Genomic DNA, 14,831 nt, shown 5'->3' on the forward strand with positions numbered 1-14,831 from the left:
CCTACGCCTCCTCCTGCTCGAGCCGCGCGACGGTCAGGAACTCGTCGGGAGCGACACGGATCGCAGCGCCGGTCGGGCAGGCACGCACGCAGCTGGGGCCACCTTCGATCCCGGCGCACATGTCGCACTTGATCGCCTTTTTGGGCTTTTCGACACCGGGGTCGCTGTTGGCATACGCCCATTTCTTGCTCGGCTCGCCCGGTCCGGGGCCAAAGCCGAAGAACAGCCACGACAGCAGGCTGGGCTTCTTGGGCGGAACCTTGTCCATGCGGATCACGCCATAGGGGCAGTTGCGCTGGCAGTTGCCGCAGCCGATGCAGGTGTCATTGATATACACCTCGCCATCGGGACCACGGTTGATCGCGTTGGGCGGGCAATCGGCCATGCAGTGCGGGTGCTCGCAGTGGCGGCAGCTCGTCGGAACGTGGAGGTGCGCATAGGAGCGCCCCGCCTCGCGATCGAGCCGCGAGAGGCCATCATGGCTGTCGGCGCAGGCCTTTTCGCAATTGTCACAGCCGACGCACAGGCTTTCGTCGATCAGCAGCACGTCTGTCGCCTCGCCGATACCGTTTTCGACAAGAAAGTTGGCAACGCCCGAATACATGTCGACCACGCCCGAAAAGCTGTCCTTCTTGGCCTCGATGAACGCGTTGATGTCCTGCCGGCTGGCCATGTCGCGCTTGGCACGCTTCAATAGCTCGGGGTTGGCCTCGAGCACCTTCTTGAAGGCATCGCCATCGATCTGGATGACCTCGGACTTGATCGCCGCCTTCACCGTCGCGGTACGCCGGCCGCCTGCGATCAGCGCCATTTCGCCGACATAGGATCCTGCGGGCAGATAGGACAGGAACACCGGCTTGCCGCCGATCTCCTTCTCCACGATCATCGATCCGACGCGGATCACATAGATCTCGTTTCCTTCGTCGCCTTCCTTGAGGATCGCCTCGCCGGGTTTGACCTGACGGATCTTGCTGGTCTGGACCACTTCGGCAATGTCGTCGGGCTTGAGGCCCGAGCCGAACATCTGGAGCAGCAGGCGCTCGGTCGATATCCGCTCGATCGCCTTCTTGGCAGTGGGCACCTGGCTCTGCAGCTTCAATGCGGCGTTGCGCGAGATTTCGACGCAGATCGTATCCTCGGCCGCGACGATAGTGGCGCCGCGCCGCCGACCCGAAATCAGACCGACCTCGCCGAAGATCGAGCCCTGCCCGATCGGCACGGTCTTGCTTGTATCATTGGGGTCGATCTGCACTGCGACCGAGCCTTGCGCAATCGCAAACAGCGAGGATCCAGGCGCCGCGCGTTCGAAGATCACATCGCCCTTGCGATAGAATTTCGCGTCGGAATCGAGCATGAATTCGCGCATCTGCAGCGGGTTCATGCCGTTCAAGATGGTCACATTCTCGCGCAGCAGATCGAGCCACTCGGCAACGGACTTGCGACCCGGCAGATCCTTGAACTTGGCTTCGAGGATCGGTTCGTCCGCCGGCTTGAGCTCGGTGTTGCCGTTGATGAACTCGATGACGTCATAGCCCTGGTTCATGCAGTGCTTGATCAGCGGATAGCCCGCCAGCGCGCCGATGACGAAGATTCCCGGCGCTGTCGATTCGAACACCGGCGACAGCTGCGGAAACGCCAGCCGGTCGGCACTGGTAAACGCGATACCGCATTCCTCAATGAACGCACGCGGCGGGGCGGAGCCGATGCGCGCGATGATCCGGTCGCAGCGCACGCGTTCCTCGCCATCGCGGGTGCTGAAGGTGATCCAGCCCGGCTCGACGCTGGCGGTATCGGTCTCGAAGCGGATGTTGAGCTTGCCCGCGTTGCGATCGCCCAGCAGCGCCAGCGCATTTGCCTCTTTCGCGGTCGGAAACGATTCCTTGGGGCTGGTCGCTTCGGGGCCGCGGCTGACCACGGTGACGACATTGCCCTGCGCCGAATCCTCGGCCAGGCCGCGCGCGTTCTCGATCCCCGCATCGCCCGCACCGATTACGACGATGTGCTCGTCGACATATTCGGTGGGGTCATCGAGCTGATACTGCACATGCGGCAGGTCGCCGCCCGGGCAGCGCATGCGGTTGGGATTGCCCTGCGTGCCGATCGCGAACACGACGTTCTCCGCCATGATCTTCTCGCCGTTGGTCAGCTCGATCTCATAGGGCGGGGCGTAGCGCTGGATTTCCTTCTTGGTGACAGTGCCGTCGCGCGCGCGCATCTCGATGACATGGACGCTGCCCTCGATCGCAGGCCCCGTGCCGCGAATCGCCTTTGCCTCGGCGTTGAACTTGACGTTGACGCCCAGCTCCTTGGTCCGCGCGTTCCACTTCTCCAGGATCGCCTCGCGCTTGCCCGCCTCGAACTCCTGGTCGGAACGCAGGACGAGCTGCGATGGCGTCGCCATCACGTGCTTGCCCTTCTGGTATTTATAGATCGTATCGGAAAGATGATCGGTCTTTTCGAGCAGGATGTGGCTCATCCCCAGGCTCGCTGCACGCCCGGCGGCGCTTTTGCCCGCCGGGCCAGAGCCGATGATCGCAACGCGGAATATCTCGCTCACAGGTTCGCGCCCCCTTTTGCAGACGCATAAACGCCTGCGCTTGCATCGCCGTGGTGGATCAGCCTGGTTATGCGTAGCCCGATATCTCCCTGATCGGTACCACCGTCGCCAGATTGCCCCGCAGCCGCAAGAACTTGCCCAAAATTCGGTTGCGAACCCTATGCCGATATTTCTAGCAAAGAATGTGATCTTTACCACTTAGAAATTGGAAAACTTGGCCGATCGGCTAGCATCGATGCGAGCCCCCGCCGACAAAGAGACAAGCAGATGACCGAGACCACCCCCGACAACCTTGCACCGCAGCCTGTGGTGGCTGCCCCGGCAGAGACGCCGCAGGGCGGGTTCGGCGCCGCGCGGATCGCGTTGTTGGCGGCAGCGCTGATTGCGGCGAGCGCGGTGGGGTACAAGATCTACACCGATCAGGCACCAGCCACGGCAGCGCCCGCCGCACCGGTCAATGCCGATGGCGAACCCGCATCGGTCGATCAGGTCATTGCCGCGCTCGAGGCCCGGCTGCAGGACGATCCCGATGACGCCGAAGGCTGGCGGATGCTGGGCTGGTCGTATTTCGAGACCGGACGCTTTGCCGAATCCGCCACGGCGCTGCGCCGCGCAATCCAGATTGCACCCGGAAACTCGGAATATCATTCGATGCTGGGCGAGGCTCTGGTGATGGCCAGCAACGACGCGGCGATCAGCGCGGATGCCCGCGCCGCATTCGAGCGCGCCACCGAACTTGACTCCAAGGATGCGCGCGCACGCTATTTCCTGGCTGCGGCCAAAGATATCGACGGCCAGCATGCCGCAGCGATCGAGGACTGGTTCGGGCTGTTGGCCGAAACACCCGCCGACGCGCCTTATGCCAAGGACATCCGCGATGTGATCCGCAACGTCGGAAAGGAGCGCGGGATCGAGGTCGAGAAACGGCTGGCCTCGGCCAAGTTCGCGCCTGCCACCGGTGGCTTCAAGACCGATGGCGCGGCAGCAGCGACCGCAGGCATACCCGGCCCCAGCCCTGATCAAATGGCGGCCGCTGCGGCGCTGCCCGAGGGCCAGCAGGACATGATGATAGCGCAGATGGTCGATGGCCTCGCCGATCGGCTCAAGCGCGAGCCCGGCGATACCGATGGCTGGATCATGCTGCTGCGCAGCCGGATGCAGCTGGGCGAGACCGGCAAGGCACAGGCTGCGTTGCGCGATGCGACCGCAGCGCTCAAGAACAAGGCTGCCGATCAGCGCCGCGTTCGCGAGGCGGCATCGGCGCTGGGCGTGCCCGGGGCCTGAGGCTCAAAACGCGCCTGCAGCCGACAGATGGCTCCGTTCCGGACCAATGTAACCGTATAATGATTGCCTGATCGGCGGGTAGCAAATAGTTTCCTCTCAATGGCTTGCGTGCCATTAAGCATTCACTGGCAGGGCCCTCTTGCCTTTGTCGCATCCCCTCTGTCAGCAAGGTGAGCCGGGACATATTATGCCGGATATGGATCATATCGAGCGCGCCTGGAAAGCGATCGAAGCTGCAGCGACACTGCCCGACCTGTTGACCGTGACAATCGACGCTGCGCATGAGTGTGGTTTCGCTTACGCTGCTATCGCGCGTCATGTGCATGTGCAATCTGGCCTGATGCGCCCCGAAGTTGCGAGCAACTATCCGCAAGCCTGGCAGGATCTGTTCAACCGGCGCGACTACGGCCTGCAAAGCCCGATCCTGGCAGCATGCCAGCGCAGGGGTGGAGCGATCCGCTGGACCGAACTCGAATCGATCATCCCGCTCACCCGCATCCAGCGCGAGTATCTCGACGAATCGCGCAGGCTGGGACTGGCCTCCGGTTGCACGGTGGCCAGCCATATGCCCGACATGCCGACGGTGTCTGCCCATTTCGTTGTCCGCGACAATGGTCCGCTGGCCTCGCAGACGTTCATGCTGGCGATCCTGTTGGGCACCGCAGCAGGGCAGCAGGCCCGCACGATATGGCAATCGCGCCACCCGGATGCGGCCGCCGACCTTGCCGAGCGACTGTCACCGCGCCAGGTCGACTGCATCAAGCTGGTAGCGCGCGGCATGACCAGTTGGGAAATCGCCAGCGTGCTGGGCATCTCCGACCAGACCGTCAGCGAATACCTCACCGATGCAAGGCGAAGGCTGGCCGTGTCGAACCGGGCCCAGTTGGTGCTCAGGGCGCTCAAGCAGGGCTATTTCACGCTGGATGACGTGACCGAATAGGGCGGGATCGGGCTATCGGAAGTGGACGCGGCACCGGGCTTCTGGACGGATTGGATAATGCGCCGCAGCGGGGACCGAGGCCGATGCTGAAGCCTCGATCTTTCTAGCACGTCGAGATAGTGAAACCCCCTAAGGGGGTGCGAGCCACTAACGGGCTTGCAACGCGTCTGGCCGGTGTGGCGCAGCGACGTGATCGACCATGATTATCGCAGACCTGACAACGACCGTCGCAAACCGGTCCTTCTGATAGCCTTCCATACTGAACCAGAAGCCGCCGATTGCAGCCAACGATATCGCAAGAGCAAACCGAAAGTTCTTGGTGATTGCGGCAGTCATATATCCTCCGGTGAGATGAAGGTTTTGCTGGAAACCTCGCCAAACAAGCCATCGCACACGCTCATGGTGTCAGCAATCAGCGTTCGGCGACCGAATACGCGCTTTGCCTCGGGCTATCAGTCGCGGATCGGTGTGCGTGCGGCAACCAGCCACGCCAGCACGGTGATCGCGCCGCACCAGACCAGGAACGCGCTCAGCTCACCCAGCGCCAGCAATGCCACCCCCGGAGCGAAGGTGAGCGCCCATCCTGCCCGCGCCGAACGGGGCAGTGCCATGCGGCGGTCGAGACGGAACACGCGGGCGCGCTTGGCATCGGTGTAAAGCAAATAGACCACCGCGAGCAGGCTGGCGGCAGTAGCGGCCAGAAACAGGAAAACCGGGCTCATTCGGCAGGTACCGTAGTTCCAGCGGGCTGGTCGGCGCGCAGCTGGCGTCCTATGCTATCCCCGCGCCGCGACTGGTGCAGCGCAAATGCGCCTCCGGCAAGCAGCATCAGGTCGATCATCACCACCACTGCTTGACCCGCGTCGATCAATGACGGCCAGCCTGGCCCGCCCGTCGCCAGCCGCACCATGGGCAGCACTGCCATCGCAACGCCCAGAATCGCGAGAAAAATCGCGCTCGCATCGCCTCGCCGGACCAGCGCGCCGGCCAGCAGCACGGCAAATGCACAGCTGGCAACGAACCCGAACGCTGTCCCGTACACGGAGCCACCGGTGCGATAGGTCAAAAGGAAACCCAGCGCCGAACCTGCAAGACCGATCGGCACACCATAGCCGACCATCGGGATCGCGATGCCCAGCAACTTGCCAGAAACCATATCAGGCCGACGCTCCACCCACAGGCGAAGCCCGGTGAGCGTGACATAGCTGGCCGCGAGCCCCAGCGAGACCCAGATCAGCTTGGACAGTAATCCGGCAAAATGGCCGAAATGCAGCGGGCCCATCCAGGCATAGATCGAGCTTCCCAACGAAGGCCGGGTGCCCAGATCGGGCTTCACGCCCTGATACCGGCCCGAGACCATGTCATAGACATGCGTGCTCGCCTCGACCGCCTTGCCTGTTGGAAGGTGGTAGAGATACGCCTTGGCATCGGCGGTTCCCCAATGCGCGATCGAGATGAAGGTCGGTTGCGTCCCGGTGCGCGCGACCGACCGGGCGACCATGCTGTCGAGATTGGCCATGTCCGCGGGCCGCTCGCTCACCTTTTCGGGCGCGCCGATCAGGGTTTCAGTCATCTTCATCTGGTCGCCGCCAAACGCCACCATCGCGACGATCGGCAGGCCGATCGCGCCGGCAAAGCTGAAGAATGTTCCGGTGAACGCAAGCAGAAAGCCGAACGGCAGGCTCCAGCTTCCCGCGAGAATATGCCGGTCACGTTTGTTGAGCAGCCGACTCGACAGCCGCGGCGCGACAAACAGGTCCTTGATCAGGTGCCGGTGCAGAATGATTCCCGAGAGCACCGCAAACAGCATCACGAAACCGGCGAGGCCGGTGAGATACAAGCCCACGGGGTTGGGTGCATGCAAGCTGATGTGCAGGATGGAGATGAAGTAATCGAGTGCGCTGTCGCGGTCATCGGGGAGTTCCGCGCCAAAGCCTTCATCGCGCGCGACAACATCGAGCGTTCCGGGTTCGAGCAGAAAGCGTACCCCCACGTCATCGGGATCGCCCGCCGCGTTGACGCCATGGGTGTGGAAAAACACCAGCATCGTCCCCGAGGCGTTGGGGTAAATCGTCACGTCTTCACGGTATTTGGGATCAACGGTGGGCGCGAGCTGCTTGATCTTTGCGTCGAGTGGCTGGCTGAACGGCGCCTGCGTCCGCGCGCCGCCGATCGACCATGCGCCGATCTCCTGTGAGAGCACCGCCACGGTGCCGGTGATGATCACGACATAGAGAAACAGCCCGAGCAGCACGCCCGACCAGCCATGCACCGCGAGCAGCCGCTTCGAGGTCGCCTGGTTGACCATACTCATCGTGCCGGGCTCATCATGCAGTATCCTTGTCGGTCCATGTCTGTCAGAAACGGCTGTAGATCAGCGCGGAGTTGGTCAGGATGATCGCGGTGATGATCGCGGTTCCGCGCACCGGCCGCGCCTCGATCAGCGCGTAGAGAAAGAACACGGCCCAAAGCGCCGGAAACAGCAGGATCGGGAAGATCAGATTGTCGATTCCCGCAGCGCCCACGGGCAGCCACAGCGGCATCGATGCCATGGTGACGACAGCTGCGACCAGCGCCAGCGGCCCGGCCATGATCCAGCGCAGCATGGTGTCGCGCGCGGGCATTCCGCTTCGGACGCCCGAACTTCGTGTCTGTGTCGCAGGCTCCACCAGCGCTCGCTCCCTCGGTCGGTTCCGCTGCAAACCCATGCGCCGGAAACAGGATCAAGGTCTAAGGCCAACCAATCTCTATTGCAAGTGATTCTCATAATGATAAGCAACAGGGCGCATGGCGCTTTTGCTGTCGGCAATTCAGGGCAGCGTGGCACTATCGGCGAGTTTGCGGAATTGCGCGATAACGGCTTCAAAATAATGCAAGCGCGGTGCCTCGAAACTGATCATGTACAGCCTGCCCGCGATGATTGCCGCGCGCGCTTCGCCCTGGCGTGTCAACTCGTCCTGATCGACGAATTCATAGGTAAAATGCACCGCCTCGCGCCCTAGAAACTGCCCCGGTTCGATGGTCGTCACCTTGAACGATCCGCTGTTCTTGTAGGTGCGATAGGTGGTCTCGAGCAGTTCGGGTACCTCGACCAGCAGCGTGGCGGTAGAGAATTTGGGCAGTGGCTCGCGTTTCTTGCTGCGTTCACGTACCAGCGGCTTGCCCGGCTCGATACCGGCGTAGAAGGTGACATCATTCAGCTGTGCACCATCGATCGTCCACCTTTCGGTATGCTTGCCAATGTTGCCGTCGAGCCGGTTCCAGTCTCGCGAAGGCGTTACCGTGAGCGGCGAATCGTCGACCGCAACGCTCACACCACTTTCGCGCAGCTTGTGCGCCTGCGCGGTGAGCGGGAGGCAGGCCAGCGCCAGCAGCCACAGGGCGACGAGCGCACGCAACGATGGAAGCGTCATTGGCCAGGTCCTTGATTGGGGATCATCATGCCGATGAGCCGGGCATCGGGTGCATCGGGTTTTAACGCCAGGTACTGGCGCAAGGCCTCCTGTCCAGCGCCAGGCTGGCCGGTCTTGAGCAATGACAGGCCCAGCCCGCGATGCGCATCTGCCATCTGCGCGTCGAGCGCCACCGCCTCACCATAAAATTGCGCAGCGTTGACCAGATCGCGCGGGTTGCCGCGCATCCGGTAAAGCTCGCCGCGATAATGCCACAGCTGCGCGGTCCAGCCCTCCTGCGCGAGCGACTGGATTAGGTACTCGCTCGCGCCGAAGTCGTTGAGCTTGATCTGGTCGTCGAGGAACGTACCCAGCCAGGGAGCGAGCGTAGCGCGATAGCGCTGCGCGCCATCGTCCCTTCGCAGCCCATCGGGATCGGCGAGTTCGGCGAGATAGCCTGCACGCTCGGCCTCGGGGGGATGGGAAGCGGTGAAGGCGATGGTGTCGAACCTCGGCTTCTTCAGCCCGCGATGCAGCGCCGAGGCATCGATTTCCTGCATCAGGTTCTGCCACACTTGCGCTGCCGCCTGTGGCCGCAACTGGCTGGCGTTGAGATAGGCGACCCCCAGCCTGTCGGCCTCGCGTTCCTGGTCCCTGCCGAACCGGAAGAGATTGCCCAGCACCGATATCTGCAGGTTCTGATAGGTCCGCGCGACCTGATAGCGGGGCGCCAGGCTGCCCAGCACCGCGGTCCAGGCGAGCAGGTCCGTGCCAGAACGAGCGGCCTTGAACTTGTTGAGCGAATGCCGACTTTCGAAATGACCGAACTCGTGTGCCAGGACCGCACCCAGCTCGGCCTCGTTGCGGACCCGCAGCAACAGCCCGGTAAACACCCGCATTGTCCGGTTGGGTGCCATGGTCGCGTTGAACACCGGCACTTGCAGGATGTAAATGCGCACCGAATTGCAGCGGTGCTGTCCGACCGTATCGCACAGCACCTGCCGGACGTAAGCGTTCAGGGCCTCGTCGCGGACCACCAGTGGCGACTGGGCGATCGCGCGCTCGTCCTCGTCCATCATCTGCCACAGGCCGATCTCGTCAACGCCCTGTGGCTGGTAAGCGCCGGCATAGGGTGGGAGCGGTGATGGCTGCGCATAAGCATGCGCCATTCTCGACAGGTCCACCCCCGACAGGCCCACCCCCAAAAGGTCTGACCCCAGCAGAAAGGCAAGCGCGCCAAGCGCAAGACCACGGGCACGAAAGCTCATTTCCCAGCCCCGCTGGCGGCCACGACGTCAGCTTTGGCAATCGTGCTTCCGGGAAAATCCTCGAGCAATTGCCGCACGCGCTTGGCAGCGCCATCCTTTTCGCGGACATCCCCGCCCATCTGCGCATCGGCGTTGAGCCACAGCAGATCGCCGGTCTTCAGGTCCACCAGCCCGGCATAGCCGACATGCTCGCCGGACGAGACCCCTACGCCTGCGAGCATCCCGACCACCTGGAGCATCTTGCGCCCGGTCGAGCCGTAGACATCGCGATTGTAGATAAACAGCGCATAGTCGGCACCATCCGCGCCCGGCAGGCTGGCGACACTGTTGCCAAGCGACCAGTCGAACACGTCTGCCTTGTTGTCGCGCTTTTTGGTGGGAAGCCGGTTGCCGACGAAGAACTGGTACTGGATCACCGCCTGCGACACTGCCGCAAACAGCGCCATGTGCTCGTTCAGCGCGCGCGCGTCCTCACCATAGGCATCGGGTGCGATGATGATCTCGTTGCCCAGATTGCGCTGCGAGGCATCAAGCGCCTCACCGATGTTGGCACGCGCCTGCTCGGTCCAGTCGGCATTGGGTTCGAACAGGCCGCCGGTCGATTGCTCGCCCACCCGCATCGTCGGACGCAGCAGCAGGATTTTCTTGCCGCTTTGGGCTGGGAGGTTGAACCCCTGCCGCGTAGCGGATCGCTCCTGCGCGCAGACCGGCCCGGCAGCAAGCGCCAGGATCGCAAACGCGCCAAGTAAGTGAAAAATGGATGTCCGCATGCGTGCCCCCCGCAATAGGCACGACGATAGTCCCGGCCGCGGGCGGTGCACCAGCTATTATCGCGCGATAGCTCCAATCTGGATGAAGTTGTTCGGCATCGCCCGCCGAATATCGAACCGCAGCTCAGCGCGCACCGAACAATGCAGAGCCGATCCGGACATGCGTCGCGCCGAGCCGCACAGCGGTCTCGAAATCCCCCGACATGCCGATGCTGAGCTGGTCGAGCCCTGCATCGCGCGCCAGCTTGGCGAGCAGCGCGAAATACGGCGCCGGTTCGACATCGGCAGGCGGGACCGCCATCAGACCGACAATCGGCAGCCCGAGCGCATGGACCTTGTCGAGGAACTGCGGCAGATCGGCGATCGCGCAGCCGCCCTTCTGATCTTCTTCGCCGATATTGACCTGAACGAAGCATGGAACGCGCCTGCCCGCCTTGTCCATTGCATCGGCGAGCGCCTTGGCGAGCGACGGGCGATCGACCGAGTGGATGCAATCGAACAGCGCGACCGCATCATCGGCCTTGTTCGATTGCAGCTGGCCGACCATGTGCAGCTCAAGCCCGGGGTGCTGTTCGCGCAGCGCAGGAAATTTGGCTTGCGCCTCCTGCACCCGGTTTTCGCCGAACACTAGCTGGCCTTGCGCGATCAGCTCCTCGATCGCTTCGACAGGCTTGGTCTTGGAGATCGCGATCAGCGTCGTCGATCCGGCCGGGCGCCTGGCGATCTTTTCCGATTGCGCGATGGCGGCACGGATGCCGGCGAGCGGGGTTGCGGGGGCGGCAGATGGGGACGGGCTATCCATGGTCATGACCCGGGGCTATAAGCCGGGTCATGTCCCGCCGCCAGCCCGGAAAATCAGTCGTCCCCCGACTTTGGCTGATCACCGACGCGCGCAACGATGCCCGGCTCGAGCGCGCCATCGCGCGGTTGCCGCTCGGCGCAGGGCTTATCTTTCGGCATTATCATCTTCCGCCAGATGAACGCCGCGCGCGCTTCGATCGGCTGGCGCGGCTGATCCGCACGCGGGGCGGGGTGATCGTGCTGGCGGGCGACGGGCCAACAGCGCGCCGCTGGCGCGCAGACGGCTGCTACGGCGCGCCAGGTGACGGCACTGCTGGCGGATTGCTCCGGCTGGTGACGGTGCATGATATGGCCGAGCTGCGGCGCGGCAACACGAACCGCGGCCCGTCGCTGGCGCTGATCTCTCCGGTGTTTGCCACGCGCACGCACCCGGGCGGCGCAACGCTTGGCGTCCCGAGGTTCGCCACCCTCGCACGGCTTTCGCGGCACCGGGTCATCGCACTGGGCGGAATGACGCGGGCACGGGCGCGGCATGTCGGTGCGATCATCGACGGCTGGGCTGCGATCGACGGTCTGTCAGATTAAATCCGCCGCTCACCTCACACCCCGCGGCTGCGCTGCAAGGTTTCGTTCGACTCAGGCTTTGCTGATCAAGCACGGATGCTGGCTCCCAAAATTCAGCCTCCAGAAAATACCGGGAAGCACGCATTCGCTTGAAGTCGCTCCGGGAGGACTCCAAAACCGGCAATCGGCGATGAAAATGGGATGGAGATCGCAACCTCATGCGAATTGACCTGCCCGCGGCAAGTCCCCCCCGAAGTGGCCGCCACCGCCCCTGGTGCAACTGTGATGGCGTAATCGCGGGCGCGCGCTACCGCAAAGGTGACCCGCTGCTGCTGGGTACCACAAGCTTCATCCAGCGCCATGCAGCGAGCGGTATGAAACGCAACTTCAGTCAATGTCTGACGGGTCCAGTAAGCGCGCCCGAACTCTATCAGGCCAAACAGCATCGCGATGAACAAGGGAGCCAGCAGCGCAAACTCGAGTATAGCAGCTCCGCTGGAGGAACGCATCAGTCTGCGCAGGTTCATTGCAGCCTCACAGTTGCGGTCTGGGACAAATTTGATTCAACGCCTTCCTTGGGCAACAATGCTGGACTGAACGGCTGACTTGCGGTGATCGTGAGATAATACCCAGCATTCACCCCCGAAGTCATGTTCGATCCAGAACACGGGGCGCCACATTGCCGGGTCACGAATGTGCCTTCGTGGGAAAGGCAGGCGCACGTGCGATTTAGGTTGGTGCAGCTGTTCGCCACGCCGTTACAGCTGATGGTCACCGCCAACGCATCGTCGTTGGCGAGCGCTCGCACGTAGCTCGTCAGTTCATTAAATTTGACATCGTCACGCTGATCAAAGGCCTGGAGGCTGGCGGCCGAGACCGCTGAGCCCATTTGCGCGCGATTGAAAATCATCTCGCCCAGATCAAACGCTCCAAGAGCAGTGATGAAAAACAGCATAACCCAAAGCGCAAATTCAACCGCAACGCTGCCTTTGCTGTCGGATCGCAGGGATTTTAATAGATTTGCCATATCAGCGCACCAAGCGGATGGTTTTGCCACCGCTGCCTCCTCCGCCATAGGCTTCGGTCATCGTGCGGCAGGCAGACCCTGCCGCAGCGCCACCTGTCGCTGCAATCGTCTTGGCAATCAGAGTGAAGCATTGGCCCTCCGACAGATTGGTGCTGCCTCCGCTCATGGTGAGGCTGGAATTTGGCAAGTGTACGGTGCCCACAAAGATGCTTTGTGCGCCAGCGGCCCAGTTTGTGTTGGCACTCGTCAATGAATGGAGCAGCAGGTCTCGGATCTGGCCGCCGGGTACAGACGCGTCGGGTGCGATCAGCTTTGTGCGTGCGCCTCCCGCCAAATTGAGCGTGCCGCTTGTGATGAATGTGACATCGACCCCTGCCATGTCGAACCCGCTCACTGATACTCCATTGATCATCTGCCCCCAAGTGATCCCAGTGTAGGGCGAGGTGAAGGGCCAAGTTGTCCCGCCTGTCCCGTTGGTGAAGTTGCCGCCAATGGTGTAGCGCCCTGCTCCGAACAACGCTGATCCAGCAATGGTCATGTTGCCGTTGATGAAGTGATTGGCGGTTATGGGAAAACGGATACGACTGCCGCCTGCGGTTGAAATGTGGCCATTGGTGCTGAATGGGCCATCGCCCATGAACATGCGCCCGCTGCCTTGCAAATTGATCGCGGTTCCGTTGCTTCGCGGACCGATCAGAAAGCTGCCATTCCCGATGGAAAGCTCGGAGTTGCCCCCGATGTCGATCCCTTCATTCGCCTGAAAGGCACCATCGCCAGCGACCACGAAACCGCCGCCGGATATGTTGAAACTGCGGAACAGGTGTTGCCCATTCCCCATCTGCAAGCTCGCCCCTCCACCGATGGTGATCGGTGCGTTGACGATCACATCGCCGTCGCCCTTCAGGTTACTGCCTGTAAAAGTAGCTGTTCCGCTGCCGATGTGGAGTGCGCCATTGCCAATGCGAACACCGCTCGAACCACTGTTGAACCCGCCATTGACGAACAGGTTGACGTCACCAAACACCACACTGCTTCCGCCGTTGGCAAAGCCATTCTTGATTGTGATCGTCGAACCTGAGGCAAAATTGACATTGATCCCGCCTGCAACGGTAAGGCGTTCGATAGTGTAGTTGCCGGCCGGCACATTGTATGTGTTGCTGGTGCCGACGCGAAATCCTGCGACATTGCTGGCCGGCGACCAGTTAAAATCCCAGTTGCTGCCGCTGGGCGTTGCAGGGTTAGCAAGGCTTGGTATTGCGGTGAAGGTGCCGAGCAACGATCGGGCTGTAACAAGTTCGGCATTATCGGCCCAAGGGTCGATCAGGCTGGTCGACGTGTTGACCCGTTTGTCCGCAGACGGAACGTTGTTGTTCCACGCCGGGGTTGAAAAGCTTGTGGCGAAGCGCAGGCTGTTTGCGTTGAGCGTGCCCCATTCATTCAGGATTTGTCCTGCGCCCGAAATAATATCAGCCGCACGCATCAGCGAGCCAGCATTGTTCACCTGCCCCACCGCAGCGATTGAACAATCTGGCGCATTGATTGTGCCGCCTCCTTCTGTGCGCAGGGCATTGCTGCCGTTGCTTAATGCAAGAAAGCATGGCGTGGCGAAGGGTGGCTCGCCAGAAACGACGGCGAATGACTCGCTCCCCACCGTGAACGAAGCCGGCGCGCCCACGACCCGTGCAAGAGTAAATGGCAACTGCGCCGTCACTGTAACTTTAACCGACAGATCGCCGGAATTGGGAAAGTCGTTGACCAGCTGCGCAGTTACATTGGCGTCGGGTAGTCCGTTCCCAACCGCAAGGTCGCGCGCAATGGCGCTGAGATTAGCCGGATTGTTGCTCGATTGGTAAGCAAGGGCAGCGCCCAGCGCCGCTGAATCGGCGACCCGCTGGGTAACCATGCGCTGCTCAAGGCCGCGGCCAAGGTCCACCGCAAGACCCAATCCACCCAGAACGACGGGCAGGCTGAGGCCAGCGATCAACCCGACACTGCCGTCGGTATGACGGAGCAACTCCGTCATTCTTCGCACAAGATTGGGGGACATCATGGCTGAAGGCTCGCAAATCGATAGCGACCGGACAATGCCAGTTGCTTTCGAAGCATGGAGATATCAGGCCAGGTCTAAAGCAAGGTTAATGCAACCATTATATCGCAAATTTGGATGCGACTGACGACAGAAGACTGGCAGGCAGTCACTTTGCGTCTTGTGATCGGGTTCGAAAAAC

General features: G+C 62.2%; 14 protein-coding genes. 3 read left to right on the forward strand and 11 right to left on the reverse strand.

The window, feature by feature from the left end; translation table 11 throughout:
• Nucleotide 1: 1 nt before the first annotated feature.
• Complete coding sequence (locus IEW00_RS00820; RefSeq protein ID WP_188512472.1) at nucleotides 2-2,557, reverse strand: cyclic nucleotide-binding domain-containing protein; 2,556 nt, start codon at nucleotides 2,555-2,557, stop codon at nucleotides 2-4.
• Between the two features lie 267 nt (nucleotides 2,558-2,824).
• Between IEW00_RS00820 and IEW00_RS00825 the strand changes: the two genes are divergently transcribed.
• Together IEW00_RS00825 and IEW00_RS00830 are read left to right on the forward strand one after the other, a co-directional pair.
• A complete protein-coding gene (locus IEW00_RS00825) occupies nucleotides 2,825-3,841 on the forward strand; it encodes a tetratricopeptide repeat protein (protein ID WP_188512473.1) in 1,017 nt (338 codons plus the stop codon).
• A 187-nt stretch (nucleotides 3,842-4,028) separates the two neighbouring features.
• Nucleotides 4,029-4,781 (forward strand): helix-turn-helix transcriptional regulator, encoded by a 753-nt coding sequence (locus tag IEW00_RS00830; protein ID WP_188512474.1) that lies wholly within the window; start codon nucleotides 4,029-4,031, stop codon nucleotides 4,779-4,781.
• A 452-nt stretch (nucleotides 4,782-5,233) separates the two neighbouring features.
• On the opposite strand, the gene IEW00_RS00835 is transcribed toward IEW00_RS00830, so the two are convergent.
• From IEW00_RS00835 to IEW00_RS00865, 7 genes are all read right to left on the reverse strand, one after another.
• Nucleotides 5,234-5,503: a hypothetical protein gene (locus IEW00_RS00835; protein WP_188512475.1), complete on the reverse strand. Its 270-nt coding sequence runs from the start codon at nucleotides 5,501-5,503 to the stop codon at nucleotides 5,234-5,236.
• On the reverse strand, nucleotides 5,500-7,095 hold the full coding sequence (locus IEW00_RS00840) for a PepSY-associated TM helix domain-containing protein (RefSeq protein ID WP_188512476.1): 1,596 nt from the start codon (nucleotides 7,093-7,095) through the stop codon (nucleotides 5,500-5,502). Before IEW00_RS00840 ends, IEW00_RS00835 begins: the two co-directional genes overlap by 4 nt.
• A 43-nt stretch (nucleotides 7,096-7,138) precedes the next feature.
• Nucleotides 7,139-7,405 carry a hypothetical protein gene (locus IEW00_RS00845; protein WP_188512477.1) on the reverse strand — a complete coding sequence of 89 codons (267 nt, stop codon included), beginning with the start codon at nucleotides 7,403-7,405 and terminating at the stop codon, nucleotides 7,139-7,141.
• Nucleotides 7,406-7,591: 186 nt separating this feature from the next.
• Nucleotides 7,592-8,194: a hypothetical protein gene (locus IEW00_RS00850; RefSeq protein ID WP_188512478.1), complete on the reverse strand. Its 603-nt coding sequence runs from the start codon at nucleotides 8,192-8,194 to the stop codon at nucleotides 7,592-7,594.
• The gene (locus IEW00_RS00855) at nucleotides 8,191-9,441 is read right to left on the reverse strand and encodes a M48 family metallopeptidase (RefSeq protein ID WP_229736734.1); all 1,251 of its coding nucleotides are present in this window, start codon (nucleotides 9,439-9,441) and stop codon (nucleotides 8,191-8,193) included. Before IEW00_RS00855 ends, IEW00_RS00850 begins: the two co-directional genes overlap by 4 nt.
• Nucleotides 9,438-10,211 carry a hypothetical protein gene (locus IEW00_RS00860; RefSeq protein ID WP_188512479.1) on the reverse strand — a complete coding sequence of 258 codons (774 nt, stop codon included), beginning with the start codon at nucleotides 10,209-10,211 and terminating at the stop codon, nucleotides 9,438-9,440. Before IEW00_RS00860 ends, IEW00_RS00855 begins: the two co-directional genes overlap by 4 nt.
• Nucleotides 10,212-10,335: 124 nt before the next feature.
• Nucleotides 10,336-11,019: a YggS family pyridoxal phosphate-dependent enzyme gene (locus IEW00_RS00865; RefSeq protein ID WP_188512480.1), complete on the reverse strand. Its 684-nt coding sequence runs from the start codon at nucleotides 11,017-11,019 to the stop codon at nucleotides 10,336-10,338.
• A gap of 23 nt (nucleotides 11,020-11,042) precedes the next feature.
• Here IEW00_RS00865 and IEW00_RS00870 point away from each other — a divergent pair, with 23 nt between their 5' ends.
• Nucleotides 11,043-11,597 carry a thiamine phosphate synthase gene (locus tag IEW00_RS00870; protein ID WP_188512481.1) on the forward strand — a complete coding sequence of 185 codons (555 nt, stop codon included), beginning with the start codon at nucleotides 11,043-11,045 and terminating at the stop codon, nucleotides 11,595-11,597.
• Nucleotides 11,598-11,689: 92 nt separating this feature from the next.
• Here the strand turns inward: IEW00_RS00870 and IEW00_RS00875 are convergent, their stop codons facing one another.
• Genes IEW00_RS00875 through IEW00_RS00885 form a run of 3 tightly spaced genes read right to left on the reverse strand, consistent with a single transcriptional unit; the run spans nucleotide 11,690 to nucleotide 14,653 of the window.
• Entirely contained in the window at nucleotides 11,690-12,103 is a 414-nt protein-coding gene (locus IEW00_RS00875) for a TadE/TadG family type IV pilus assembly protein (RefSeq protein WP_188512482.1), read from the reverse strand.
• The gene (locus tag IEW00_RS00880; RefSeq protein WP_188512483.1) at nucleotides 12,100-12,633 is read right to left on the reverse strand and encodes a TadE/TadG family type IV pilus assembly protein; all 534 of its coding nucleotides are present in this window, start codon (nucleotides 12,631-12,633) and stop codon (nucleotides 12,100-12,102) included. Before IEW00_RS00880 ends, IEW00_RS00875 begins: the two co-directional genes overlap by 4 nt.
• Nucleotides 12,605-14,653, reverse strand: a complete 2,049-nt coding sequence (locus IEW00_RS00885) for a Tad domain-containing protein (RefSeq protein ID WP_188512484.1) — start codon at nucleotides 14,651-14,653, stop codon at nucleotides 12,605-12,607. Before IEW00_RS00885 ends, IEW00_RS00880 begins: the two co-directional genes overlap by 29 nt.
• Nucleotides 14,654-14,831: the final 178 nt, after the last annotated feature.

It is taken from the genome of Blastomonas aquatica (assembly GCF_014639875.1).
Classification (GTDB): domain Bacteria; phylum Pseudomonadota; class Alphaproteobacteria; order Sphingomonadales; family Sphingomonadaceae; genus Blastomonas; species Blastomonas aquatica.